Raw genomic sequence first — 24447 nt, 5'->3', positions numbered from 1 at the left:
CCGACCTTTGCTTATCGAGTCTCGCCGCCGCGCCTATTTGAACGCCATGCAGGTGGTCAATTGGCTGCCGCGCACCGAATTGCCCTTTGCTGCGCCGTCGCGGCCCCAACTGCTGGAGCTGCCCGAGCCGTTGCCCGTCGCCCCGGCAGTGCCGGCACCTGCGGCCCAGGCGCCTGTGGAACCGCAGGTCAAACCGGCCGAGCGGGTGAAAATCGAAGTACCACGGCCATCGTTGGCAAGCACGCGCACCGGGGCCAAACCGGTGGAAGAAGTCGTAGACGCGCCGGTCGTCACCAGGGTCGCCCCCGTACCGCCACCTCGTTTTGCCCTGCAGTTGCTGCGGGCAGGGCGTTGCCTGCTGCTGGTGGAGTTACCCACAGGCGAGGCGTTCCAGGCCCGCGATCCCGCTTATCTGTTGCTCAAGGACATGTTGCGCGCTGCCGGCCTGCCGGACAGTCCGCAGATCATCGGCGAGCCGGTGCGCTGGCCGCTGCTGGCCCGAGGCACCATGGATCAGGGCCCGGAAGCGGCCCGTGACTTCGTGCAGGGCTTTATCTCGGCCCGGCTGGAAGACGCGCCGTGCGTCTGTCTATGGCTGATCGGCCTGCCTGCCGTGCGTTTTGCCGGGGAGGCCAATGCCGAATCCTTCAATCGCGAACTCCAGGTCGAAGGCTTGGGCTCGGTCTGGGCCTTGCCTGGCCTGGAATTATTAATGGAAGAGCCACAGCGTAAGGCTGATGTCTGGCAAGCCATGCGTCGGCTGATGGCGCGCTGGAAAGAATCGAATGAGTGACGCTGTATCGTTCCGCCCGATGACCGAGGCGGACCTGGAAGCTGTACTGAAAATCGAATACGCGGCCTACAGCCATCCCTGGACCCGCGGGATTTTTCTCGATGGCCTGGGCAAGTACCAGATCTGGGTGATGTTCGAAGGGCAGCAGCAGGTGGGCCACGGTGTGGTGCAGATCATTCTCGATGAGGCGCACCTGCTGAACATCACCGTCAAACCCGAAAACCAGGGCCGTGGCCTGGGTTTGACGCTGCTGGAGCATTTGATGTCGATTGCCTACAAGGCCAATGCCCGGGAATGTTTCCTGGAGGTGCGCGACAGCAACACGGCGGCGTTCAAGTTGTATGAGCGGTATGGCTTCAACGAGATCGGACGTCGGCGGGATTACTACCCGGCGGTAGGCGGACGTGAAGATGCGGTGGTCATGGCCTGTACGCTGGTAGATTGAACATCTTTGTTACAACTTAAATGCCGATTGCTGGGCAGGAGCCGCCGCAGGCTCCTGTCCAGGATCGATCAACGCTTGTGGTCCAGCGGATCGCGCCGGGCCATTTCCTCTTCATCCAGCCCATTGCCCCCACCGATGTCGTCCTCATCGACAATGCTCAAGTCCCAATCAGCCTGATCCCCTTTACCCGCTTCATGGGCATCCCGGGCGCCGTCTTCGCGGATCAGGGTTTCCGGACTCAAGTCATCATCCGTGGGCTCGTGGTCAGCGGTCGATGCACCGGTCATGCCGGCTTCGCGCACGCGCCGACGGGACATCAGTTGCGCTCGCTCGCTGTCCGGCAACTCGTCGCCGATCCTGGCATCGGGTTCTTCGTCGTCGAAATCCAGCTCATGCATCGATCCCATGCGATCTTCGTTATCATCAATAGGTTCTGGTTGCACCGCATCATACGGACGTCGTGGATCAGTCATGGCAATTCCTCATACTGTGGGCCTTACTTAGGGTGGACCCACTGGGTTACCGAGAATTCCACCGGCATGGAGCGCCATTTACGAGCTTGCGGTGGCATGTGCATAAAGCGCGTGACCTCGACGGGCGGTTGTCTGTCAAAGCAGCGCATCATTCTCGAGGCTTCATTGCATGAACGAACTACAAGATCTGATCGACAACAACGAGCGCTGGGCTGACGCGATCACCAAAGAAGATCCTGACTTCTTCGCCAAGCTGGCTCGCCAACAGACTCCCGAGTACCTGTGGATCGGCTGTTCCGATGCCCGGGTGCCGGCCAACGAGATCGTCGGCATGCTGCCGGGCGATTTGTTCGTACACCGCAACGTGGCCAATGTGGTGTTGCACACCGACCTCAACTGCCTGTCGGTGATTCAATACGCGGTTGACGTACTCAAGGTCAAACACATTCTGGTCACCGGCCACTATGGTTGCGGTGGTGTTCGAGCCTCGATGCAGGATCGCCAGTTCGGCCTGATCGACGGCTGGCTGCGTTCAATTCGCGATCTTTACTACGAGAAGCGCGAAGAGCTCGCCAAACTGGCCACCGAAGAGGAGCAGGTCGACCGTCTCTGCGAACTCAACGTGATTCAGCAAGTGGCCAACGTCGCCCATACCAGCATCGTGCAAAACGCCTGGCACCGTGGACAGAGCCTGTCGATCCACGGTTGCATCTACGGCATCAAGGACGGTCGCTGGAAAAGCCTGAACACTACGATCAGTGGCTTCGAGCAATTGCCGCCGCAGTACCGCCTGCGTCCGGTCGAAGCGCAGTAACGCATTCAGTCGAACAGATGCCGACGCCAGCGCTGTAAAAAGGCCTGGCCGTCGGCGTTTGGCGATTCATTGTAGCCGGTGATCCAGCCGCGACATTTGTACGAACCGCATTGACAGGCGAACTGACGCAACAGTTTGTCTTCGGTGGCGGCGTAGTCGATCGTCAGCCAGTCACCTTTCTGTATGTCCTTCAGCGCCCACAGCCATAGCTCGCTCATGTCGAGAAAGACATTTGGGTCGCAAGCGTGTTGCAGCAATCCACAGAAGCGTGGGTCGAAGACATGCACGCCGGGAGCGAGTTGCCGGGTATATCGGCAACGATAGGGCAGTAGTTGTCCCGATATCCGGCAAATTCGGCTGATACGGGGAAACTCGCGCAAGGCAGCTATGGCAATCGCTGTGCCTTGGTCGTTGGCGATGATCTCGAAGTCTGCCCGGGAGGGGAATCCCAGGCGAGTCGGCAGCTGCGCATAGGGATAGACACCGGCGGGCGGCGCGGCGAGAGAATTGCGAGGGGCATTGGCTTTCATAACGATCCTTGTTGGCTGGATGCTGCGACTTCCTTCATCTGACGATCCTGTCAGCGCTGCAACATGGTTTCGCCTAAGCCTCTCGCAGATGAGTCGGCGGGTCTACTGTCATAACTGACAGCGAGACCGGCCGTTCATCGGTTCTTTGATCTAAAACGCTGGAGCGGGAAGTGCGGTTTCCGGTGCAGGTGCCTTGAGTTGTTTGAGCTGGGCCTGGATCGTTGCCGACGCGCATTTGCCTGCGGCTTGTTGAGGCGTCAGATTGCGGATCGAGGTGTAGAACAGCTCGCAGGTTTTATCTTTCTGGGCCACTTGCCAGGTTTGCGTGCAACTTCTGAGCTCAATATCAGCATTGCTGTCAGTCTCGCGGCCCATGGCGGCCTGCCAGCACGCGGCGCTCAGGTCCTGTCCCATGACTTTCAGTCCCGCTGCATCGGCTTTGGCCTTGGCATCGGTGCCGGTGTAGTTTGCCGGGTCGGCGGCGTACCAAATGTAGCTCGGGTGGTTGGCACCCAGAACGGGTACTTTCAGCCCTTCGTTCGGGCTGATATTCACCAGGCCCAGTACGTTCACCGTCGGTCCGTACTGCTGTTTGATCCAGTCACGCACCGGTGAACCAAACGCAACCATCGGCACGGCCTCGCCGCTGGCATTTCGGCTGAGGTTCTTGACCATGGTGGTCTGGTAGTCCTTGAAATAATCGTAGACACCTTCCAGGTCCTTGCCGGCGTTGGACGGCGCGGCAATCGGAGCGATGTCGATGATCGTCTGGTAGCTCGGCGTCTGCTCGGCCGGGACGCCATTGATCGTCAGTAATGAGGCCCAGCGATCCGTCGTGGCTGACTTGAGGTAATCCTGGGCCTGGGTCAATGAATAGTCGGGCGGGAAATGCAGCAGTTGGACGCTTCTGCGGTGTTCCAGGGCCATGCCCAGCGGCAGGAAAAAATACCAGTTATAGGCCCACTTGCCGTCGGCATTCAGTTTGCTGGCGCCGGTGTAAGCCAGATCGCCGGCGTCGAGTAGCGCCGTCAAGGGTTTTTGATAGTCGGCGGGTACGCCGCTGATGACAGTGAAGAGCTGACCATTATCGGTTTTGACCAGAACCTTCGCGGTGCCGTAGCCATCGCGCTGCACGCTTTGGGTCAGGTAATGCTCGACCGTTTGCTCGAGTGTCCAGTTGCGAAAGCAAATCACGTTGCAGTTGTTGGGATAAGCAAAAAGACGCGTGAGGCGTTCGGTACTGCCCAGGTTCAGGGTCACATCGGCGTGGGCGGCGGCGCTCAGGGTGAGTGCCGCGAGAGACAGTCCTGCGAGTTTGATCATGCTCAGATCCTTTTTAGCCTATGGGTCCGTTGGCGGGTACAGCATGCGGCTCATGACACCTCTCAAATGTGGGAGCTGCACCGCCTCCCACAAAAGTTCCAGCGGTCTACGGCATTACCGGCGGCGTATACGCCAGCGTCGTTCCCAGCGCCCAGAGCAACAGCAACACCAACGGCGTGTGCACCAGCAGTTGCACGAACGAAAATCCGATCAGGTCCCGCGCCTTCAGCCCGAGCACGCCCAGCAGCGGCAGCATGTAGAACGGGTTGATCAGGTTGGGCAGGGCTTCGGCGGCGTTGTAGATCTGCACGGCCCAACCCAGGTGGTAGTTCAGATCCGTGGCGACTTGCATCACATACGGCGCCTCGATGATCCACTTGCCGCCACCGGACGGAATGAAGAAGCCGAGGATCGCCGAGTACACGCCCATCAGCAGCGCATAGGTATCGTGGGACGCGATGCTGACGAAGAAGGTCGAGATGTGATGGGCCAGGGTCTGGGCATCAGCGCCTTTGACCGTGGTCATCAACGCGGCGATCGAGCCGTACAGGGGGAACTGGATCAGCACGCCGGTGGTGGTCGGTACCGCACGGGCCACGGCGTCGAGGAAGCTGCGCGGGCGCCAGTGCAGCAGCGCACCGAGCATGATGAACAGGAAGTTGTAAGTGTTAAGGCCGGAGATCGCACTGATCGCCGGTTTGGTCGAAAACTCATGGAACAGCCATCCGGCGGCCAGCAGCACCAAAAGTATGATGAGCAGCGGGCTGTGCTCCAGCCATTCGCCGGGACGGGTGCGTGGTTGCAGGGGCGGTAGATTGAAACTCGGGTCGACCCCGCAGGCTTTGGCGTCACGTGCCGAGTTAGGGCCGGGGGCGGTCGCGTAGGCGATGATGATCGAGACGACGACCAGCGCCAGCAACATCACACCCGACTGCCAGAGAAAGATGGTCTGGGTGAAGGGAATGACCCCGGTGATCGACAGAATCGACGGCGGCAGACTGGCCGGGTTGGCCTGCAATTGCGCCGCGGACGATGACAAGCCCAAGGCCCACACCGCGCCAAGGCCCAGGTACGCTGCGGCACCGGCGGCGCGATAGTCCATCTTCAGGTCGGTACGGCGGGCGAGGGCGCGCACCAGCAAGCCGCCGAACACCAGCGACAGGCCCCAGTTCAGCAGCGATGCAACCATGGAGATCAGCGCCACCCAGGCCACGGCGGATCGGCCGTTTTTCGGGATTTTCGCCAGACGGTCGATCAGCTTGACTGCCGGTGGCGAGCTGGCGACCACATACCCGCCGATCACCACGAAAGCCATTTGCATGGTGAACGGGATCAGGCTCCAGAAACCGTCGCCGAATGCCATGGCCGCGTCGGTGGGTTTGGCGCCCATGGCCATGGTGGCGAGGGCGACGATAATCACGGCCAGCGCGGCAAACACCCAGGAATCGGGGAACCAGCGTTCGGCAAAACTTGAGCAGCGCAGGGCAAAGCGGGCGGAGCGGCTATCTTCGATATCAGCGGCCACGGGAGTACCTCGAATTATTATGTTTATTGTGGTCTTCGGGGCGGTAGCGGCCCGTTCGGACAGACATCGACATTAATTCACCCGAAAGTTTTGTGCGGGGCTGTTTTGCGACTATGCGACTTTAGTCTAGCGGGTTGTCCGCTGGCGCGTTTGCGTAGACCATGGGCGCCTTGGTTTTTGCCTGCACCAGAGTTCTTTTCATGACTGCCAACACCGATTCACCCCCGACGCCCTTCAATCGCTCGGACTACAAAACCTTGGGGCTTGCCGCCCTCGGCGGCGCGCTGGAAATCTACGATTTCATCATCTTCGTATTTTTCGCGCTGACCCTGAGCCAGTTGTTCTTCCCGCCGGAAATGCCTGAATGGCTGCGCTTGCTGCAAAGCTTCGGCATCTTCGTCACCGGCTATCTGGCACGTCCTCTGGGCGGGATCCTGATGGCACATTTCGCCGACCGTTTGGGCCGCAAAAGAGTCTTCAGCCTGAGCATCCTGATGATGGCGTTGCCCTGTCTGCTGATCGGAATCATGCCGACCTACGCGCAAATCGGCTATTTCGCCCCGCTGTTGCTGTTGCTCCTGAGAGTGTTTCAAGGGGCGGCCGTGGGCGGTGAAGTGCCGAGCGCCTGGGTGTTCGTCGCCGAGCATGCGCCTGCGGGCCATCGGGGCTATGCCCTGGGTTTTTTGCAGGCAGGACTGACCTTCGGTTATCTGCTCGGTGCCTTGACGGCCACCTTCCTGGCGCAGGCCTTCACCCCGGGCGAAATCCTCGATTACGCCTGGCGTTACCCGTTTCTGCTGGGCGGCGTGTTTGGTGTGATTGGCGTCTGGCTGCGCCGCTGGCTCAGTGAAACGCCGGTGTTCATGGCCATGCAGGGGCGGCGCGAGCAAACCGTGGAGCTGCCGCTGCGCAGTGTCCTGCGTGAACATCGCCTGGCCATGCTGCCGGCAATGATCCTCACCTGTGTGTTGACGTCGGCGGTGGTGGTGTTCGTGGTCATCACGCCAACCATGATGCAGAAAACCTTCGGCATGACCGCCAGTCACACCTTCGCCCTGAGCGCATTGGGCATTGTTTTTTTGAACATTGGCTGCGTGCTCGCCGGGTTACTGGTCGATCGCATCGGCGCCTGGCGCACGGTGATGTTGTATAGCCTGCTGCTGCCGTTGGGTATCGGCGTGCTTTACACCTGTCTGATCAGCGGCGGCGACTGGGTCGGTCTGGCCTACGCGGTGGCGGGGCTCGGTTGCGGAGTGGTCGGTGCGGTGCCCTCGGTGATGGTCAGCCTGTTCCCGGCGCGGATTCGTGTGTCGGGCATCTCGTTCACCTACAACATTGCCTACGCGGCCTGGGCCAGTATCACACCGCTGCTGTTGATCGGTCTGATGCCGTGGAGTCCGTGGATCTGTGTGATTTTCTGCGCTGTGATGGGGGCGGTGGGCGTAAGCAGCGCGGCATACTTCGGTACGCGGATGCCGAAAATCGCAAGTTGTTCGACCGTTGGCGCTGCGTGAATCAACAACACGATGGGGGTGCCTGAACTATTTTTGTAGGACAAAGCTGAAACACTCTTCAGAAAAGATCCGCAAGGCCGATGGTTAGGCTGTAAATCGCTTTCTACCCCAGTCCATCGGTGCATCCCCATGTTCAATAAACGCTTGAAGCAGGAGCTATCGGCTCTTCGCGAAGAACTCTCCAGCCTTCAGCAAGTGAAGGAAAGCCTGGAAAGCGAGATGCTTGTGTTGACCCTCGATACAGATGGGCGGGTCCAATCGGTCAATCAGAATTTCCTCAGCGAAATGCACTACAAGAGCGACGAGCTGATTGGCCGGCGCATCGAAGAAATCGTTCCCGAGCATGTGAGAAACGACGAATTCCAGTTGCGTTTCAAGGCTGCGATGAGCCGTGGCGAGCACTTTGCCGGCGCGGTGCGCCTGTTGCGGGGCACCGGCCAGGAAGCATGGTTGCGTTCGATCCTGCAGCCAGTGCGCTCGGCCAATGGCCAGATCAAGCATTTTTCGATTTTCTCCAGCGACCTGACCCGCACCATCGAGACCTCCCGTGAACACGAAAACCTGATCGGCGCGCTGATGCGTTCGACGGCGGTGATCGAGTTCGATCTCAATGGCAATGTGTTGACCGCCAACGACCGCTTTCTCAGCGGCATGGGTTACAGCCTGGCGCAGATCAAGGGCAAGCATCACCGCATGTTTTGCCTGCCGGAAGAGGCCAACAGTGCCGAGTATCAGGACTTCTGGCGTCGACTGAACGCGGGTGAGTATGTGGTTGATCGCTTCAAGCGCGTCGATAGCCATGGTCGTACGGTATGGCTGGAGGCCTCTTACAATCCGGTGGTCGATGCCAATAACAAACTTTACAAAGTGGTGAAGTTCGCCACGGTGGTCACCGATCAGGTCAATCAGGAGCAAGCCGTCGCCGAAGCAGCGAACATCGCCTACAGCACCTCGCAGCAAACCGATCAGAGCGCCCAGCGGGGCAGTACCGTGGTCAATCAGGCGGTGGAAGTGATGCGTGATCTGGCCAAGCACATGCAAACCGCAGGTGATGGCATTGAGGCGCTCAATGAGCAGTCGCTGGTGATCGGCACCATCGTCAAAACCATCAGCGGCATCGCCGAACAAACCAACCTGCTGGCGCTCAACGCGGCCATCGAAGCGGCACGTGCCGGTGAGCAGGGCCGAGGGTTTGCCGTGGTGGCGGATGAGGTCCGGCAACTGGCTTCGCGGACCAGCCAGGCCACCGACGAAATTGTTGTGGTGGTGCGGCAGAACCAGGATATGGCGCGCAACGCCGTGGCCCTGGTCACCGACGGCAAGCTGCAGGCCGAGCACGGGCTGACGCTGGCGGCGGAAGCTGGCACGGTGATTGTCGAGATCCAGGACGGTGCGCAGAAAGTGGTGAATGCCGTGGGGCAGTTTGCCAATCAGTTGGCGACCTGATCCGTTAAAAGATCGCTGCCTTGGGTTCACATCCGGTGTCGACGCGGAGCAGGCTCTGATCCTTACACCTGATCAAGCCAGCTCTCGCCAGATGTCGTTACAATCGGCTCTTTCCCCCAGGAGCAGACATCCATGAGCGTTTCTCACCGTCGTCCGGTCCCGTTGTCCAAAGCCTACCGTCTGCTCAATCATGGGCCCACCGTTCTGGTTAGCGCGGCCCATGACGGTCAGCGCAATATCATGGCGGCGGCCTGGGCCATGCCGCTGGATTTCGAACCGCCGAAAATCGCTGTGGTGCTGGACAAGTCCACCTGGACCCGACAGCTGCTGGAAGCCTCCGGGACCTTCGTACTGAACGTTCCCTGCGCAGCCCAGGCCGATATCGTCCAGACCGTTGGCTCGACGTCTGGCCTGGAGCTGACGCGGGAGCAAGGGCGCGACAAATTCCAGATCTATGACTTGCCGACGTTCGACGCCGAACTGATCGACGCGCCGATGCTCGAAGGCTGCGTTGCCTGGCTCGAATGCCGGCTGCTGCCGGAGCCCGACAATCATCAGCAGTACGATCTGTTTCTGGCGCAGGTGATTGCCGCTCAGGCCGACGAGCGCGTGTTCAGTGACGGACGTTGGCACTTTGAGGGCCAGGACGCGTTGCGCACCCTGCACCACGTCGCCGGTGGGCACTTTCTGACCATCGGCAACCCGGTGGATGGCAAAACCTTACAGCCCTGAGTTGGCTGCTACCCTAGCCATAAAGAGATTCACGAAGAGGTCAGGCAATGAGCAAGTTGCGGGTAGGGATTGTTTTCGGGGGCCGGTCGGCAGAGCACGAAGTGTCGTTGCAGTCGGCGAAAAACATCGTCGATGCGCTGGATCGTTCGCGCTTCGAACCGGTGTTGATCGGTATCGATAAACAAGGCCACTGGCACCTCAATGACCCGTCGAATTTCCTGCTGAATCAGGAAAACCCGGCGCTGATCGCCCTCAATCAGTCCAATCGCGAATTGGCCGTCGTGCCGGGCAAGGTCAGCCAGCAATTGGTCGAAACCTCCAGTCAGGAATTGTTGGGCCATGTCGATGTGATCTTCCCGATTGTCCACGGGACCCTCGGTGAAGACGGCTGCCTGCAGGGGCTATTGCGCATGGCGGACCTGCCGTTTGTCGGCTCCGATGTGCTCGGTTCGGCGGTGTGCATGGACAAGGACATCAGCAAACGTCTGCTGCGCGATGCCGGGCTGGCGGTCACGCCCTTCGTGACCCTGACCCGAGCTACCGTGGTGCGCAACGGATTCGCCGAGGTGGCGGACAAGCTCGGTTTGCCGTTGTTCGTCAAGCCGGCAAACCAGGGCTCTTCCGTGGGAGTGAGCAAAGTCAACGACGAAGCCGAATACACCGCGGCCGTCGAGCTGGCATTGGGTTTCGATGCAAAAGTGCTGGTCGAGTCTGCCGTCAGTGGCCGCGAGATCGAATGCGCGGTGCTCGGTAACGAAGACGCCATCGCCAGCGGTTGTGGCGAAATCGTGGTGCACAGCGGGTTTTATTCCTACGACAGCAAGTACATCGATGACAAGGCCGCTGAAGTGGTGGTGCCGGCCAGCATCAGTCACGAGGCCAGCGAACGTATTCGTGCCATGGCCGTCGAAGCGTTCCACGTCCTGGGCTGTTCCGGGCTGGCGCGGGTCGATGTGTTTCTGACCGACAGCGGTGAAGTGCTGATCAACGAAATCAATTCGCTGCCCGGATTCACCCGCATCAGCATGTACCCGAAACTGTGGCAGGCCGCTGGCATGACCTACAGTGAACTGGTCACGCGGTTGATCGAACTGGCGCTGGAGAAACACCGGAGTCGGCAGGCGCTGAAAATCAGTCGATAAGCCGGCGTGACGGCGGTGATCAAGGCTTCGCCTGTCATTCCGGGTGTGGCCAGCCTGATCTCAAGTTGCAAACAAGGGCCCAGCTCTCGGTAGGCCCTTTCTCATCTGTGCGCAAGGCTCAATCCCCCAGCGCTTCTCCCTCACGCCGTGGGTCGGCTCCACCGGTCAGCGATACTTTGCCCTGTGCATCCCTGGCCCGAACAATCGCCTGGGTGCCGCTGGTCATGTCGATTTCATTCACCTCGTGCCCTTTGGCTTTCAACGCCTGAATCAACGCCGGGCTGAACTGCCCGCGTTCCAGCTCGGTGGGGCCATTGCGGCTGCCGAAGTTGGGCAGGTTGATGGCTTGCTGCGCATCGAGGTTCCAGTCGAGCAGGCCGATGGTGGACTTGGCGACGTATTCGATGATTTGCGAACCACCGGGTGAGCCGATGGTGGCGAGGAATTCACCGCTCTGGCGGTCGAAGATCAAGGTCGGGGCCATGGACGAACGTGGGCGCTTGCCGGGTTCGACACGGTTGGCGACTTTTTGTCCGTTCTCTTCGGGGATGAACGAGAAGTCTGTCATCTCATTGTTGAGCAGGAATCCTTGAACCATCAGGTGCGAACCAAAGGCAGACTCGATGGTGGTGGTCATGGACACAGCGCCGCCTTCGTCGTCGACGGCGACCACCTGAGAGGTGGAGATGCGCAACGGCGACCGGTCCGGCGCGTAGGCAACCTGAATGCCTGGAGGCGTGCCCGGTTCAGCCGTGCCCATGCTGCGCTCACCGATCAGGGCGGCGCGGCTGGCCAGATAACCCGGGTCTACCAGGCCCTTGACCGGAACCGGCACGAAGTCCGTATCCGCCACGTACTGCGCGCGATCGGCATAGGTCAGGCGCTCGGCTTCGGAAATCAGGTGCACGGCTTGCGGGTCGGGTTCAATCCCCGCCGGCGCGTTGGTTTTTAGCGGTTTCAACGGCGCCAGGGCGTAGTGTTTGTCGCGTGCCTCCAAGGCTTGCAGCGTACCGAGGATCTGCGCCACGGCGATGCCGCCCGACGACGGTGGCGGCATGCCGCAGACCTGCCAGCGCTGATAGTCGGTGCACAGTGGCGCACGCTCCTTGGCGGTATAGTCCTTGAGGTCGTTCAGTGACAGGCTGCCGGGGTTGGCGTGGCCCTGAACCTTTCTCACGATCTCCTGCGCGACGACACCCCGGTACAGCGCATCCGGCCCTTCGTTGGCGATGCGTTGCAGTACGGCGGCCAATGCCGGGTTTTTCAGGCGGGTGCCAATGGCTTTCGGGCTGCCATCGGCATTCAGGAAGTAGGCCACCATGTCGGGCGAACTGCGCAGCGACGAATCCGACGCGATCAACTGGTGCAGGCGTGGCGAAATGGCGAAACCTTGCTCCGCCAGTTTGATCGCCGGTTCGAACAGCTGCGCCCAAGGCAGGCGGCCATGTTTTTTGTGGGCCAGTTCAAGAGCGCGCAACACGCCTGGCGTCCCCACGGAGCGACCGCCAATCTGCGCCCGGGTGAAAGGCATGGGAGTACCATCGGCTTGTAGGAAAAGCCTTTCCGTGGCGCCGGCCGGTGCCGTTTCTCGTCCGTCATAAGTGCGCACGTTTTTGCCGTCCCACAGCATGATCAAAGCGCCACCGCCAATGCCGGAAGATTGCGGCTCGACCAGCGTCAATACCGCTTGCATCGCAATCGCTGCATCGATGGCCGAACCGCCAAGACGCAGCATCTCCCGCCCGGCCTCGGCCGCCAGCGGGTTGGCGGCCGCTGCCATGTGCCTGGAGGCGTGCCGGGCTTGCAGGTCGGTGCGATAACCGGACGCGCTTTCCGGCGCGACGGGCAGCGTCGAGACTGATGGCGCGTTGCAGGCGGTCAGGGCTAAAGCCGCAGTGATCAGCGACAACGCTGACAGGCGCATGCGCCTCAAGTGGAAGGCTGAGAACACGCGGGGCACTCCGTCCGTGGGATAAAGGGTTGGTGGACTTTATCGGCCACCACCCGGTAACGCAAACGTGTCCCACGGCCAGGACGCTTTTATCCTTCATCATTGGATGGATTTTCTGTAGGGTCGATGCCACCACGCAGGCCAGAAGATCAACAAGAGGCAGACATGCAGACCGAGTTCCCGTCCCAGCCAAGCTACCGCTCCCAGCGTGAACAATTCCTCGCGGCGGCCACCACGGCCGGGGCGACGCTGACCGAGTATCCACACCCGCTCACAGGCCCCTTCGGCGAGGCCTTGAGCACCGATGTGGCGGTCCTCGGCGATCCCGGCGCCAAGCGTCTGCTGATCGCGCTCAGCGGCACCCATGGGGTCGAGGGCTTCTATGGCTCGGGGTGTCAGATCAAGTGGCTGCAGGAGCTCGGCAAGCGTTCGCTGCCGGCCGATGTCGCCGTGGTGATGATCCATCTGATCAACCCCTGGGGGACGGCGTGGCTGCGTCGGGTCAACGAAGACAACATCGACCTGAACCGCAATCACCTGAACTTCGAACGACCGCTGCCGGATAACCAGGCGTATGAGGGGTTGCACGAAATCTACGCCTGCACCCAGTTGCAAGGTCCCGAGCGTGAGCGCACGGACGCCTTGCTGGATGCGCAGATTCGCGAACACGGCTGGCCGGCGGTCATGTCGATTGTCGAAGGCGGGCAGCATGCGCATCCCGATGGGTTGTTCTATGGCGGGCTCGCGCCGAGCTGGTCGAATCGCACGTTGCACCAGATCATCCAGAAGCATGTCGCCCATGCCGATGTCGCCATGTGTTTCGACTTGCACACCGGTGCCGGCGAATACGGTCATCCGATGCTGCTGACGATTACCGAAGCAGCCTATCCGGCGCTGGCCGATGCGCAGGCGCTTTATGGTCCGTGGCTCTACACCCTGCACACCGGTGCCGACACCCTGAGTGAAACCGGTGTGGCGGCCACCGCGACTGGCTACACCTCGCAGGCATTGATCAATGCCCTGCCGCAGGTGCGGTCGATGCCATTCGTCATTGAGTGCGGAACGTATCCGGGGCCGCAGGTGCATCGTCATCTGCGGGACGATCACTGGCTTCATCTGCACGGCAATCCCGCCGACGCGGTGGGGCGGCAGATCAAATTGAATCTGCTGGAACAGTTCTATCCGGCCGACAACGACTGGCAGGCGATGGTGTGGCTGCGCACCTGGCAGATATGGGAGCGGGCGTTGTCGGCGTTGGCGACGGTTCGAGTCTGAGGCCGCTGTTTTATGTAGGAGCGAGCCTGCTCGCGATGAATCCAAAGACGCTGCGGGGTATCAGGCTCGCCGCGTCATCGTTGACGACCATCGCAAGCAAGCTCGCTCCTACGGCAGGCATAAAAAGCAGGCATAAAAAAACGGCTTACCTTGCGGTAAGCCGTTTTTAGTACTTGGTGGCTACACAGGGACTTGAACCCCGGACCCCAGCATTATGAATGCTATGCTCTAACCAACTGAGCTATGTAGCCAAGTGGCGCGCATTATTCACCGGTAACGGGGATGCGTCAAGCATAAATCTAAAATATTTCTCTACGCTTTCAACCGCTTATCCTCCTGACCCGAAAAAACGGGTCAGGGGAGGGCATCATTTGAGCTGAAATCTGCCGGTATTGGCGCTCAAAGCCTTGCTGCCCTGGCTCAAGGTGTCTGCCGCAAGGTTCACGGCCCGAGCGCCTTCGAGCAAGCGGACCGCCGCCTGATCGACTTGCTGGATGTTGCCGCTGACTTCATCGGCGGTGCTCGCTTGCTCATCGACCGCCGTGGCGATCTGCGCCAGGGTGTCGGTGACCCCCTGAACGGCGCTGGCAATTTCCCCCAATCGTTCGCCGAGGCGGGTGACGGCTTGCGCATCGGTCTGAGCCTGCCCGCAGGCCGCTTCCATCAGGCTGACGGCTTCGTTCACGGTGCTACGCAGGCTGTCGACGGTGCCGGCGATTTGCGCAGTCGAAGACTGGGTGCGTTGCGACAGGCTGCGCACTTCATCGGCCACCACGGCAAAACCGCGACCCTGTTCGCCGGCGCGAGCCGCTTCGATGGCGGCATTGAGCGCCAGCAGGTTGGTCTGTTCGGCGACGCCGCGAATGGTATCGACCACCAGTTGAATCTGTTGCCCCTGCTCACTGACCCGCCCCAGCGCCGCCGCCGTGTCATTCAGGCGTTGATTGAGTTGTTGGATGCTGGCCGTCGTGCGTTGGCTGTCACGGCTGCTGTCGGCGGCGATACGCTGAGTTTGCTGGGCGCTGCCGGACGCTCGTTCGCAGCTGTCGGAAACCCCTTGGGAGGTCGCGGCCAGTTGTGTCGCCGCCGCCGCAATCTGGCTGATTTGCAGTTGCTGGGTTTCGACCTCGCCCAAGGCGTCGGCGGAGTGATGGTTGAGGGTTTGCACGGCGTTGCTCAGTTGCAGGGTTTCGTGATCGACCCCCAGCAGGCTGGCGCGCAATTGCACCACTGCAACGTTGAGGGCGGTGCTGATGGCTGCCAGTTCGTCGCGGCCGTGCACTGGCACCTGCAAGCTCAGGTTGCCATCGCGCAAGGCCTCGGCCAGCAAGGTGATACCGCTGGCGCTGCGGCGGATCGACGCCTGCAAACAGATGAACAGGTACAGCGCTGCCAGCAGCAGGCAGCCCAGTATGCTCGCCGCCACAATGAACTGGCGTATGGCCGAACCCTGGTAGTCATCCAGGCGATGATCCAGTGAAACCAACGATTGCTGGCGCAGTGCGGCGAGGTCGGAAAGCAGCGCATCGAGGCTGCGTTCGAACTCTTCGGGCTTGAGGGTGATGCTGCCACCGAACACACCGTCGTCCAGGACTTTCAGGCCGGCGTCGAGATGCTTGAGGCTGTCATGGTATTGCCCGGCCCAGGCTTGCAGGGCGCTGGGCAGCCGCGCTTCAAGTAAACCTGCCGTCTTGACCAGTTGTTCCCGGGCATCGCCAATGCGGCTGCGCAAGTCGCGCAGTTGCAGGCGACTTTGCAGCGTGAATTGCCCGGACACCACCGAGGCCTGACCGACACTGGCCAGGCGGCCGACGCGTTCGATCAGGTCGGGCGCGTGCTGGGTGGAGATCTGCGTCAGCAGGTAGGTTTCCAGCCAGGGGGCCAGCGTCAGGCGATTATCCATGGCGATCTGTTCGCGCAAGGCTTGCAGGGCGCTCAGGGCGTTGGTGAAGCGATCATAGCCATCCGGCCACCATCCGACGCTGCTCAGGCTCTTCGAGTCCAGGCCGTTGAGGGCATTTTGCAGCGCTTGAAAACGGGTCAGGGTTTCGCCTTCCGCGCCCTCCTTTTGCAGGGCGCTGTTCAGTGCTGAGGTGGCTTGGGCGACAGCAGGCTGGACCGCGTCGAATGCGGCCATGGCGCTGAGGGTTGCCGGCGTTGGCTGGCGATTGGTTTCGGTGGCGCGCCAGCGAGCGGCACGGTCACGCTGGGCCTCCAGCAGGTTATCGAGCGCATCGAGGGCGAGTAACTGGCGAACCCCGGCCCGTTCGCCGGAGATCAGGTTCAGTTTGTCTCGGTAGTCCAGACCAATCATCCATAGACTGCCGGCCAGCGGCAGGATAAACAGCAGAAACAACAGCTGAAATTTGCGTGCGAAGCCAAAGCGCCCCAGCAGCCTGATCCCCGGTGATAAAAAAGCCTGCATGCCCCATGACTCCTTCGGACACCACGCGCCATCGGCGTGTATCGAGGTCTTTGCGACCGCGACCTGTGTCCCCGTAAACGGCCTCGAAAGTTCACCTTTGCCAGCTGTGTAAGCCAACTCTGTGGTGAAACTTCCCATTCTCGGTCCCCTTTGTAAGGGGCCGCGTTGAAGCGCAAGAGCGAGGCAAGATTCAGACCATGGCGTTGGGCTATCACCGTCTTTCCGATGAATATAAAAGTCGTTAGCAGGCTAAGGGGATGGCGCTGTCGCACCGAAAAATGGCACATTGACGCACCTGCCTGTGCGCACTTACTTGTTGTCCGGAAATTCTCATGGCTATCAGCAATGTTCAGTCCGCCGCTGCATCGGCGCCTGCTCCTTCACAAAGCAGTCCTCTGGTCATGCGAATCATCGGCGCAGTCGCGCTGGCGCACCTGATCAATGATCTGATCCAGTCGGTATTGCCGTCGATTTATCCAATGCTCAAGGCCAATTACGGCCTGACGTTCACCCAGGTCGGCTTGATCACCCTGACGTTTCAACTGACCGCTTCGCTATTGCAGCCTTGGGTCGGTTATCACACCGATCGCCATCCCAAGCCATGGCTATTGCCCGCCGGCACTGTCTGCACCCTGGTCGGGATTCTGATGATGTCGGTGGTCGGCAGCTTTCCGTTGATTCTGCTGGCGGCGGGGCTGATCGGTATCGGCTCCTCGACCTTTCACCCGGAGGCTTCGCGCGTGGCGCGACTGGCCTCGGGCGGGCGGTTCGGGCTGGCGCAATCGACCTTTCAGGTCGGCGGCAACGCAGGCTCGGCCTTCGGTCCCTTGCTGGCGGCAGCGATCATCATTCCCTATGGCCAGGGGCACGTGGCCTGGTTCGGTCTGTTCGCCGTGTTTGCGCTGTTCGTGCTCTACCGGATCAGCCGCTGGTACGCCAATCACTTGAGTCTGTTCAAGCTCAAACAGGGTCAGGCCGCGACGCATGGCTTGTCCAGGGGCAGGGTAATCAGTGCGTTGGTGGTGCTGGGTCTGCTGGTGTTCTCCAAGTATTTCTACATGGCCAGTTTCACCAGTTACTTCACCTTTTACCTGATCGAAAAGTTCGATCTGTCGGTGGCCAGTTCGCAACTGCACCTGTTCCTGTTTCTCGGTGCGGTCGCGGCGGGGACCTTCTTCGGTGGACCGATCGGCGACAAGATCGGGCGCAAGGCGGTGATCTGGGTTTCGATCCTGGGTGTCGCGCCGTTCACCCTGGTTTTGCCGCACGTCGATCTGTTCTGGACCAGCATTCTCAGCGTGGTCATCGGTTTCATTCTGGCTTCGGCGTTCTCGGCCATCGTGGTGTACGCCCAGGAACTGGTCCCGGGTAATGTGGGGATGATTGCCGGGGTGTTCTTCGGTCTGATGTTCGGGTTTGGTGGTATTGGTGCGGCATTACTGGGCCATCTGGCGGATATTCGCGGTATCGAATACGTGTATTGGCTGTGTTCGTTCCTGCCGCTATTGGGTGGCCTGGCGATTTTTTTGCCGCGAACCAAAAAGGCCTGATACAACCTGATCCGCCGGGCAAACAGGTCGGTATTTCATGTCCAGTCGTGAAGCAGGTTTACACCTGTTTCATCCTGACGCCCGATGCGGTGCATCGGGCGTCGTGCATTTCAAGGGCTGTTGCTTTGCGCTCGACAGGCCGCTCTCGCCAGGGTGGCAACGTTCAACACACGTCTATTCGCTGGACGGGAGCTCACCATAGCTTCCATGTGTAATCGACGTTTACCCGTAGCTCATTGTCATCCCTGTGACTGGCCCGCGCGGCGAAATCATTGCGGTACCACGCGTTGCGCACGCGCAGAGCCAGGCCTTTGAGGGGTGTGCCCTGCAGCACGTAGTTGACCTCGATATCCTTCTCACTCTCTTTCAGATTGGAGCCTCCCAGCTTGGGCAGCTCGATATTGTCGCCACTCACATAGCGCAGCATGCCGTTGAGCCCGGGCAGGCCAATGGCTATGAAGTTGTAGTCATAGCGCACCTGCCAGCTGCGTTCCTTGGGGTTAAGAAACTCGGAGCTCAGCGTGCCTTCGGTGATGACTAACGGCTCGGTGCCGAACAGGTAGGGCATTGCGGTCTTGCCGGTCAGTTGCATGTAGCCGGCACCGAATTTGTGGGCACCCAAGGCATAGGTCAGCATCAGTGCCGCATTGCGGTTGTCCACGGGGCCCGCCTTGGCCGCGCCGTCCTCGCCAGTGACGAACAGGCGGAAGTCGCTTTTCAGGCTGCCGGGACCGATCGGACGATTGTCGACGAAGCCGAAGAAGTCCTTGCGGTAAAGGTCAGCCAGTTCGGCGTGGTAGTACTTCAGCGTCAGTTGCGGCGACCAGGCATAGTCGCCGCCGAGGAAGGTAAAACGGTCGGATTCGGCAGCGCCATTGAAGCGGCCGTTAGGCGAGGCTACCGACATTTTCTGGTAGTTGGTGGAATCGCGCAGGTTGATGCGATCGAGCCAGCCGGCATGCAGGGTCAGGTTGTCGATTTCCTGGGACTTGAGGTACGTGCCGCGGAAGGTCTGCGGCAGCAAGCGGGTAGGGCTGGCAAAGGCGATAGGCAGAAACGTGCTGATGGTACCCAGTTGCAACTCGCTCTTCGACGCCCGGGCCTTGGCAGTCAGGCCCAGCTCCGAATATTCGCTGGCCGGCTCGCGGGTGGTGGGGTCGTACGGCAGCAGGCCGGTCCCGGTACGGTCAGGCGACGAGTCCAGGCGCACCCCCAGCAATCCCTGGGCGTCCAGGCCGAAGCCGACAGGCCCTTCGGTATAACCCGACCGCATATTGAGAATGAAGCCCTGCGCCCACTCGCGAGCAGCCGCCTGAGGCGTGGCGTTGATGTAATTGCGATCGAAGTAATAGTTGCGCATCACCAGATCGGCATGGCTGTCGTCGACAAAACCGGCGGCGCAAGCCTGGCCAATGGACAAAACGCAGGTGCAGGCGCTGAAGGCCCGAAGAAAATTCCTGAGCATGGCAGTGTTCACTTTTATTGTTGTAGGGATAACGCCCCGCGCCTTCGAGGCGCGGGGGGAAGAGAGCGGATGAGTCAGTCAGCGGGGGAGCGGTTGCGGCGTACTGACAGGTAAAACACCGCCAGCGCCGCCATGACGATGCCCGGTGCCGAGGCCATCATCACGCCGGTAGTGCCAGTGCCCAGTGCCAGCATTTTGCCGGCCACCAGCGGGCCGCTCATCGCGCCCAGCCGGCCGATGGCGACGGCGCTGCCGACACCCGTGGCGCGAATTGACGGACGATAGAAATGCGGTGCCAAGGCATACAGCACACATTGCCCGCCCGTGGCGAAGAAACCGGCGACGAAGCCGGCCACCAGCATGCTTTGCAATTGACTGACCATGCCCAGGGCGGTCAGGGACGCGAGAATGCCGAGGTAAATCAACGCCGACAATGCCCAGGCCGGCAGACGATCCATGACCCAGCCCAGCAACAACGTGCCTGCCGCCGCGCCAAATTGCAGCGCCAGCATCACCCAGCTTGCTTGAACCCCACTGAAGCCCTGGCCGATCAATAGGCTCGGCAGCCAGTTGATCAGGATGTAAACCACCATGAGCGTAAAGAAATAGCTGACCCAGATCATCACGGTCGGCAATGCCGCGCCGTTGCGGAACAGGCCGCTGACCACGCCGACCGGAGCGGCGTCGCGGACGTTGCGAAACGCCGCTGATTCCGGCAGATAAAGTCCCAGCAGTGGCACGATCAGCAACGGCACGACGCCGCCGACGTAGAACACCACTTGCCAGCCACCGGCCAGTTGGGCAATGCCAATGCTTGCAGCCAGCGCTGCGCCCAGGGGCACGCCGCAATACATCAGGCTCACGGCCGTGCCACGCAGGCGCGGGCCAGCCACTTCACTGCTCAGCGCGATCAGGTTAGGCAATGCGGCGCCCAGGCCGACGCCCGTGAGGCAGCGGGCAACCAGCAGGCTGTTGAAGTCCCAGGCCATGGTCGTGACCAGCGAGAACAGTCCGAACAGGGCGACCGACGCCATCAGCACACGTTTACGGCCAATGCGATCGGCCAGCAAACCGCCGAGAAATGCACCGGGCAGCAGGCCGAAAATGCCCGCGCTGAAGACCCAGCCCATGTGTAATTTATCCAGTTGGAAAGCCGCCGCCATACCTTGGGCGGCGATCCCCGAGGCCTGCAGGTCCAGGCCTTCCATCAGGGCAACGAGGAAACACAGACCGATGGTCCGTGCCATGTATAACGGTGTCAGGGCGTTAAGCGATGTCATGGGAAATACCCGTTTTATTGTTGTAATGGGCAAAGCAAGCCCTTCCGGCCGCTGCGTGGGCGGCCAGTCGGGGTTGAAGCAGGGTTCAGCGCTTGAGCAGATCCAGCGCCACGTCGACGATCATGTCCTCCTGGCCTCCGACCATCCGGCGCTTGCCCAGCTCGACGAGGATGTCGAGGGTCTTGAGGCCGTACTTCGCCGCAGCGATTTCGGCGTGGCGCAGGAAGCTCGAATAGACCCCGGCATAACCCAGGGCCAGGGTTTCGCGGTCGACCCGCACCGGCCGATCCTGCAACGGGCGCACGATGTCGTCCGCCGCGTCCATCAGCGTGTACAGGTCGGTGCCGTGGTTCCAGCCCAGGCGCTCGGCGGCGGCGATGAACACTTCCAGCGGCGCATTGCCGGCACCAGCGCCCATGCCGGCAAGACTGGCGTCGATGCGGTCGCAACCTTCCTCGACGGCCGTGATCGAGTTGGCCACGCCGAGCGACAGGTTGTGGTGGGCGTGCATGCCGGTTTCGGTTTCCGGTTTGAGCACGGCTTTAAAGGCACGGAAGCGATCACGGATGTCCTGCATGTTCATCGCGCCACCGGAGTCGGCCATGTACACGCAGGTCGCGCCGTAGCTTTCCATCAACTTCGCCTGGGCGGCGAGCTGTTCGGCCGGGATCATGTGGCTCATCATCAGGAAACCGACGGTGTCCATGCCCAGCTCGCGGGCGTATTCGATGTGCTGTTTCGACACGTCGGCTTCGGTGCAATGGGTGGCGATGCGCACCACCCGGGCGCCGGCGTTGTAGGCCGCCTTCAGGTCATGCACCGTGCCGATGCCGGGCAGCAGCAACGTCGTGATTTTCGCGTGACGGATCACATCGGCCGCCGCTTCGATCCATTCCAGATCGGTGTGCGCGGCGAAGCCATAGTTGAAGCTCGACCCTTGCAGGCCATCGCCGTGGGCGACTTCGATCGAGTCGACTTTCGCCTTGTCCAGGGCGCGCGCAATGTCCTGCACGTTTTGCAGGGAATACTGATGACGCACCGCATGGCTGCCGTCGCGCAGGGTCACGTCGGAGATGTAGATTTTCTTACCGTTCATGTCGCTCTCCTCAGGCCTGTTGCATCGACTGCGCCATGCGCTCGGCGGTGGCCAAGGCAGCGGAGGTCATGATGTCGAGATTACCGGCGTAGGCCGGCAGGTAATGGGCGGCGCCTTCGACTTCGAGGAACACCGAGGTCTTCAGGCCGGAGAATGTTCCGAGGCCGGGGATGTTCAACGGTGCGTCGTCGGGAATCACGTCGAACTGCACTTTTTGCTTGAGGCGATAACCCGGCACGTAGGCCTGCACGGCGGCCGCCATTTCGACGATGGACGCTTCGACCAGTGCCTGATCCGCCGCTTCGGACAACACGAACACCGTGTCGCGCATGATCAGCGGCGGCTCGGCCGGGTTCATCACGATGATCGCCTTGCCCTTGGCCGCGCCGCCGATGACTTCGATGGCCTTGGAGGTGGTTTCGGTGAATTCGTCGATGTTGGCGCGGGTACCGGGACCGGCGGATTTGCTGGCGATCGAGGCGACGATTTCGGCGTAATGCACCTTGGCCACCCGCGACACCGCCGCGACCATCGGGATGGTCGCCTGGCCGCCGCAGGTGACCATGTTGACGTTGAGCTGATCCAGATTCTGCTCCAGATTGACCACCGGCACGCAGTACGGGCCGATGGCGGCGGGCGTCAGGTCAATCAGGCGAATGCCGGGATTGATCGAGCGCAGGAACGCATCGTTCTTCACGTGGGCGCCGGCCGAGGTCGCATCGAAGACGAAGTCGATGTCCTTGAACACGTCCATGCGGGTCAGGCCTTCGACGCCTTCGTGGGTGGTGGCCACGCCCATGCGCTGGGCGCGGGCCAAACCGTCGGAGGCCGGGTCGATGCCGACCATCACCGCCATTTCCAGGTGCTTGGCGTTACGCAGGATCTTGATCATCAGGTCGGTGCCGATGTTGCCGGAGCCGATGATGGCGACTTTGAGTTTGTTCATTATTGTTGCCTCATGTGCACGCAAGTCGCCGATCACTCGGCGCGACTGTCTACCGAGAAATTCACACCGACCCGGCCGATGCCTTCGATCTCGGCCTCGAAGCGATCACCGGCGGCTACTGCGACCATCGGCCCCAGCGCACCGGTGAGAATGATGTCGCCCGCCCGTAGCGGATCGCCCAGGCGAGCCATGGTGCAGGCCAGCCAGACGGCCGCATTGAGCGGATGGCCCAGGCATTCGGCACCGCTGCCGCTGGACACGTCTTCACCATTGCGGGTCATGCGCATGCTGGCCTGGCGCAGGTCGAGCCCATCGATACGTCGAGCCGGCCCACCCAGGACGAAGCAGCCGCTGGAGGCGTTGTCAGCCACGGTATCGACGAAGCGGATGTTCCAGCCCTGGACCCGACTGCCGACGATTTCCAGCGCCGGGACGACCCAGCCTGTGGCCGCCATCACGTCGGCAAAGGTGGTGTCGGCGCGGGGCAGATCGCGTTCGAGGATCAGGGCGATTTCAGCCTCGATCTTTGGTTGCAGCACGCGGCCCACTGGCACGGTTTCATTGTCGCCGTAGCACATGTCAGCGAAGAGCGTACCGAAGTCTGGCTGGCCCACGCCCAGCTGGGCCTGGACCTTGGGATTGGTCAGGCCGATCTTGCGGCCAACCACGCGGCGCCCGTTGGCCACGCCGTGGTCGACGTTGAGGCGCTGGATGGCATACGCGGCTTCGGCGTTGTCTTCACCGATCTGCTCGCGCAGCGGCCCGATGGCTTCGCCATGGGCTTCGGCCTGGCGCAGATCAGCGGCGAGTTGTTGCAGTGTGTCTTGAGTCAGATTCATTTCAGCCTCGATGATCAGTGGGTCAGGAAGTCCAGGACCATACGGTTGAACTTCTCGGCGTGTTCCCACTGCGCCCAGTGGCCGCAACGGTTGAATACATGCAACTGCGCCTTGGGCAGGCCGGCCAGCAGGCGCAAGCCAGTGTCCATGGGCACGAAGCGGTCCTCGCGGCCCCAGACAAGCAGAGTGTCGGCGCTGATTTCGTGCAGGCGGTGGCTGAAATCCGGAAATTGCTTGGGGTTGATCGTGCTGCTCTTGACGAAGTTTTCCAGGTGATCGCGGCGCGACAGAATGTTGTCCAGGCGGGTCTGGAACAGTTCGTCGGTCAGGCCGCTGGCATCGAAAACGAAGACGTTCATCATCTTCTTCAAGTTCTCGATGGTCGGATCGCGGTACAGCGCGCCGATCAGTTTGATGCCTTCGGTGGGCTGGGGAACGAAGGCGCTCGGGCCGCCGGTGCCGCCGCCCATCAGGATCAGTTTGCCGATCCGCTCAGGGTATTCCAGGGCGAAGGCCACGGTGCTGTGGGCGCCCATCGAGTTGCCGATGATGTGCACGCGGTCCAGGTCCAGCACATCGAGCAGGCCCTTGAGCGCTTGTGCATTGAGGTTCGAGCGCGAGCCTTCACTGATGATCGTGTCGCTTTTGCTCCAGCCCGGGCAGTCCATCAGGATCACGCGGAAACCGGCATTCACCAGCGGCTCGATATTGCGATTGAAGTTGGCCCAGCCGCTGGCGCCCGGCCCGGAGCCGTGCAACATGACCACGGTTTCGGCACCTTCGCCAAGGTCGTTGTAGTGCAGTTGCAGGTCCAGGTCGCCTTCCTTGATACGGGCAAAGCGGCTGGTGGAAGCTTCACTGAATGCAGTGGCTGTCATGGCAG

At 61.1% G+C, this 24447-nt stretch carries 21 protein-coding genes, 1 tRNA gene and 1 pseudogene; 10 read left to right on the top strand and 13 right to left on the bottom strand.

The annotated features are described in order from the left end of the window. Positions 1-46 precede the first annotated feature (46 nt). Both BLV61_RS11750 and rimI read left to right on the top strand, forming a co-directional pair. Positions 47-793: an energy transducer TonB gene (locus tag BLV61_RS11750; protein WP_090465101.1), complete on the top strand. Its 747-nt coding sequence runs from the start codon at positions 47-49 to the stop codon at positions 791-793. Further along, a complete protein-coding gene (gene rimI / locus BLV61_RS11745; RefSeq protein WP_090465098.1) occupies positions 786-1238 on the top strand; it encodes a ribosomal protein S18-alanine N-acetyltransferase in 453 nt (150 codons plus the stop codon). Before BLV61_RS11750 ends, rimI begins: the two co-directional genes overlap by 8 nt. A 68-nt stretch (positions 1239-1306) precedes the next feature. Here the strand turns inward: rimI and BLV61_RS11740 are convergent, their stop codons facing one another. Further along, entirely contained in the window at positions 1307-1711 is a 405-nt protein-coding gene (locus BLV61_RS11740; RefSeq protein ID WP_047533239.1) for a hypothetical protein, read from the bottom strand. 169 nt (positions 1712-1880) lie between these two features. Here BLV61_RS11740 and can point away from each other — a divergent pair, with 169 nt between their 5' ends. Further along, positions 1881-2525, top strand: a complete 645-nt coding sequence (can, locus tag BLV61_RS11735; RefSeq protein ID WP_047533236.1) for a carbonate dehydratase — start codon at positions 1881-1883, stop codon at positions 2523-2525. A gap of 5 nt (positions 2526-2530) precedes the next feature. Here the strand turns inward: can and BLV61_RS11730 are convergent, their stop codons facing one another. From BLV61_RS11730 to BLV61_RS11720, 3 genes are all read right to left on the bottom strand, one after another. Beyond that, complete coding sequence (locus tag BLV61_RS11730; protein ID WP_090465094.1) at positions 2531-3055, bottom strand: SET domain-containing protein-lysine N-methyltransferase; 525 nt, start codon at positions 3053-3055, stop codon at positions 2531-2533. 150 nt (positions 3056-3205) lie between these two features. Beyond that, positions 3206-4378, bottom strand: a complete 1173-nt coding sequence (locus tag BLV61_RS11725) for a hypothetical protein (protein ID WP_090465087.1) — start codon at positions 4376-4378, stop codon at positions 3206-3208. Positions 4379-4484: 106 nt separating this feature from the next. Next, positions 4485-5903: a short-chain fatty acid transporter gene (locus BLV61_RS11720; protein ID WP_047533227.1), complete on the bottom strand. Its 1419-nt coding sequence runs from the start codon at positions 5901-5903 to the stop codon at positions 4485-4487. 200 nt (positions 5904-6103) lie between these two features. Here BLV61_RS11720 and BLV61_RS11715 point away from each other — a divergent pair, with 200 nt between their 5' ends. The 5 genes and pseudogenes from BLV61_RS11715 to ddlA all read left to right on the top strand — a co-directional run bounded on the left by BLV61_RS11715 (position 6104) and on the right by ddlA (position 10737). Next, positions 6104-7417 carry an MFS transporter gene (locus BLV61_RS11715; protein ID WP_047533225.1) on the top strand — a complete coding sequence of 438 codons (1314 nt, stop codon included), beginning with the start codon at positions 6104-6106 and terminating at the stop codon, positions 7415-7417. A 129-nt stretch (positions 7418-7546) separates the two neighbouring features. Then, a pseudogene (locus BLV61_RS32055) lies at positions 7547-8275 on the top strand (PAS domain-containing protein); the annotation flags it as partial. After that, entirely contained in the window at positions 8255-8863 is a 609-nt protein-coding gene (locus BLV61_RS32050; protein ID WP_404943289.1) for a methyl-accepting chemotaxis protein, read from the top strand. The pseudogene BLV61_RS32055 and the gene BLV61_RS32050, both read left to right, overlap by 21 nt. Positions 8864-8995: 132 nt before the next feature. After that, the gene (locus tag BLV61_RS11705) at positions 8996-9595 is read left to right on the top strand and encodes a flavin reductase family protein (protein ID WP_047533219.1); all 600 of its coding nucleotides are present in this window, start codon (positions 8996-8998) and stop codon (positions 9593-9595) included. 47 nt (positions 9596-9642) lie between these two features. Further along, positions 9643-10737, top strand: coding sequence for a D-alanine--D-alanine ligase (gene ddlA, locus BLV61_RS11700; RefSeq protein WP_090465084.1), 1095 nt, complete (start codon positions 9643-9645; stop codon positions 10735-10737). Positions 10738-10855: 118 nt separating this feature from the next. Here ddlA and ggt read toward each other — a convergent pair whose 3' ends face one another. Then, entirely contained in the window at positions 10856-12688 is a 1833-nt protein-coding gene (gene ggt / locus BLV61_RS11695; RefSeq protein WP_090465080.1) for a gamma-glutamyltransferase, read from the bottom strand. A 165-nt stretch (positions 12689-12853) separates the two neighbouring features. Between ggt and BLV61_RS11690 the strand changes: the two genes are divergently transcribed. After that, positions 12854-13963, top strand: a complete 1110-nt coding sequence (locus BLV61_RS11690) for a DUF2817 domain-containing protein (protein ID WP_090465076.1) — start codon at positions 12854-12856, stop codon at positions 13961-13963. Positions 13964-14137: 174 nt separating this feature from the next. Here the strand turns inward: BLV61_RS11690 and BLV61_RS11685 are convergent. Next, positions 14138-14214: transfer RNA gene (locus tag BLV61_RS11685), tRNA-Met, on the bottom strand. Positions 14215-14330: 116 nt separating this feature from the next. Beyond that, entirely contained in the window at positions 14331-16388 is a 2058-nt protein-coding gene (locus BLV61_RS11680; protein WP_090465073.1) for a methyl-accepting chemotaxis protein, read from the bottom strand. A gap of 332 nt (positions 16389-16720) precedes the next feature. Here BLV61_RS11680 and BLV61_RS11675 point away from each other — a divergent pair, with 332 nt between their 5' ends. Further along, positions 16721-17938 carry an MFS transporter gene (locus BLV61_RS11675; protein ID WP_090465070.1) on the top strand — a complete coding sequence of 406 codons (1218 nt, stop codon included), beginning with the start codon at positions 16721-16723 and terminating at the stop codon, positions 17936-17938. A gap of 193 nt (positions 17939-18131) precedes the next feature. Here BLV61_RS11675 and BLV61_RS11670 read toward each other — a convergent pair whose 3' ends face one another. The 6 genes from BLV61_RS11670 to BLV61_RS11645 form a co-directional block, all read right to left on the bottom strand. Then, complete coding sequence (locus tag BLV61_RS11670) at positions 18132-19403, bottom strand: OprD family porin (RefSeq protein ID WP_047533200.1); 1272 nt, start codon at positions 19401-19403, stop codon at positions 18132-18134. A gap of 74 nt (positions 19404-19477) precedes the next feature. Next, positions 19478-20683 carry a 3-(3-hydroxy-phenyl)propionate transporter MhpT gene (mhpT, locus tag BLV61_RS11665; RefSeq protein ID WP_090465066.1) on the bottom strand — a complete coding sequence of 402 codons (1206 nt, stop codon included), beginning with the start codon at positions 20681-20683 and terminating at the stop codon, positions 19478-19480. 85 nt (positions 20684-20768) lie between these two features. Next, positions 20769-21779: a 4-hydroxy-2-oxovalerate aldolase gene (dmpG, locus tag BLV61_RS11660; protein WP_090461737.1), complete on the bottom strand. Its 1011-nt coding sequence runs from the start codon at positions 21777-21779 to the stop codon at positions 20769-20771. Between the two features lie 10 nt (positions 21780-21789). Further along, positions 21790-22725, bottom strand: coding sequence for an acetaldehyde dehydrogenase (acetylating) (locus BLV61_RS11655; RefSeq protein ID WP_167361793.1), 936 nt, complete (start codon positions 22723-22725; stop codon positions 21790-21792). Positions 22726-22757: 32 nt separating this feature from the next. Then, complete coding sequence (gene mhpD / locus BLV61_RS11650; RefSeq protein WP_090465063.1) at positions 22758-23564, bottom strand: 2-keto-4-pentenoate hydratase; 807 nt, start codon at positions 23562-23564, stop codon at positions 22758-22760. A gap of 14 nt (positions 23565-23578) precedes the next feature. Continuing rightward, complete coding sequence (locus BLV61_RS11645) at positions 23579-24442, bottom strand: alpha/beta fold hydrolase (protein ID WP_047533193.1); 864 nt, start codon at positions 24440-24442, stop codon at positions 23579-23581. Between the last annotated feature and the right edge of the window lie 5 nt (positions 24443-24447).

This window comes from Pseudomonas mohnii, from assembly GCF_900105115.1.
Lineage (GTDB): Bacteria > Pseudomonadota > Gammaproteobacteria > Pseudomonadales > Pseudomonadaceae > Aquipseudomonas > Aquipseudomonas mohnii.
The sequence above is the reverse complement of the archived record's forward strand: the minus strand, read 5'-3'. Positions and strand labels throughout refer to the sequence as shown.

Coding starts and splice junctions, on each gene's coding strand:
- BLV61_RS11750 (WP_090465101.1), top strand. CDS start 47: ATGCAGGTGGTCAATTGGCTGCCGCGCACCGAATTGCCCTTTGCTGCG.
- rimI (WP_090465098.1), top strand. CDS start 786: ATGAGTGACGCTGTATCGTTCCGCCCGATGACCGAGGCGGACCTGGAA.
- BLV61_RS11740 (WP_047533239.1), bottom strand. CDS start 1,711: ATGACTGATCCACGACGTCCGTATGATGCGGTGCAACCAGAACCTATT.
- can (WP_047533236.1), top strand. CDS start 1,881: ATGAACGAACTACAAGATCTGATCGACAACAACGAGCGCTGGGCTGAC.
- BLV61_RS11730 (WP_090465094.1), bottom strand. CDS start 3,055: ATGAAAGCCAATGCCCCTCGCAATTCTCTCGCCGCGCCGCCCGCCGGT.
- BLV61_RS11725 (WP_090465087.1), bottom strand. CDS start 4,378: ATGATCAAACTCGCAGGACTGTCTCTCGCGGCACTCACCCTGAGCGCC.
- BLV61_RS11715 (WP_047533225.1), top strand. CDS start 6,104: ATGACTGCCAACACCGATTCACCCCCGACGCCCTTCAATCGCTCGGAC.
- BLV61_RS11705 (WP_047533219.1), top strand. CDS start 8,996: ATGAGCGTTTCTCACCGTCGTCCGGTCCCGTTGTCCAAAGCCTACCGT.
- ddlA (WP_090465084.1), top strand. CDS start 9,643: ATGAGCAAGTTGCGGGTAGGGATTGTTTTCGGGGGCCGGTCGGCAGAG.
- BLV61_RS11690 (WP_090465076.1), top strand. CDS start 12,854: ATGCAGACCGAGTTCCCGTCCCAGCCAAGCTACCGCTCCCAGCGTGAA.
- BLV61_RS11680 (WP_090465073.1), bottom strand. CDS start 16,388: ATGCAGGCTTTTTTATCACCGGGGATCAGGCTGCTGGGGCGCTTTGGC.
- BLV61_RS11675 (WP_090465070.1), top strand. CDS start 16,721: ATGGCTATCAGCAATGTTCAGTCCGCCGCTGCATCGGCGCCTGCTCCT.
- BLV61_RS11670 (WP_047533200.1), bottom strand. CDS start 19,403: ATGCTCAGGAATTTTCTTCGGGCCTTCAGCGCCTGCACCTGCGTTTTG.
- mhpT (WP_090465066.1), bottom strand. CDS start 20,683: ATGACATCGCTTAACGCCCTGACACCGTTATACATGGCACGGACCATC.
- dmpG (WP_090461737.1), bottom strand. CDS start 21,779: ATGAACGGTAAGAAAATCTACATCTCCGACGTGACCCTGCGCGACGGC.
- BLV61_RS11655 (WP_167361793.1), bottom strand. CDS start 22,725: ATGAACAAACTCAAAGTCGCCATCATCGGCTCCGGCAACATCGGCACC.
- mhpD (WP_090465063.1), bottom strand. CDS start 23,564: ATGAATCTGACTCAAGACACACTGCAACAACTCGCCGCTGATCTGCGC.
- BLV61_RS11645 (WP_047533193.1), bottom strand. CDS start 24,442: ATGACAGCCACTGCATTCAGTGAAGCTTCCACCAGCCGCTTTGCCCGT.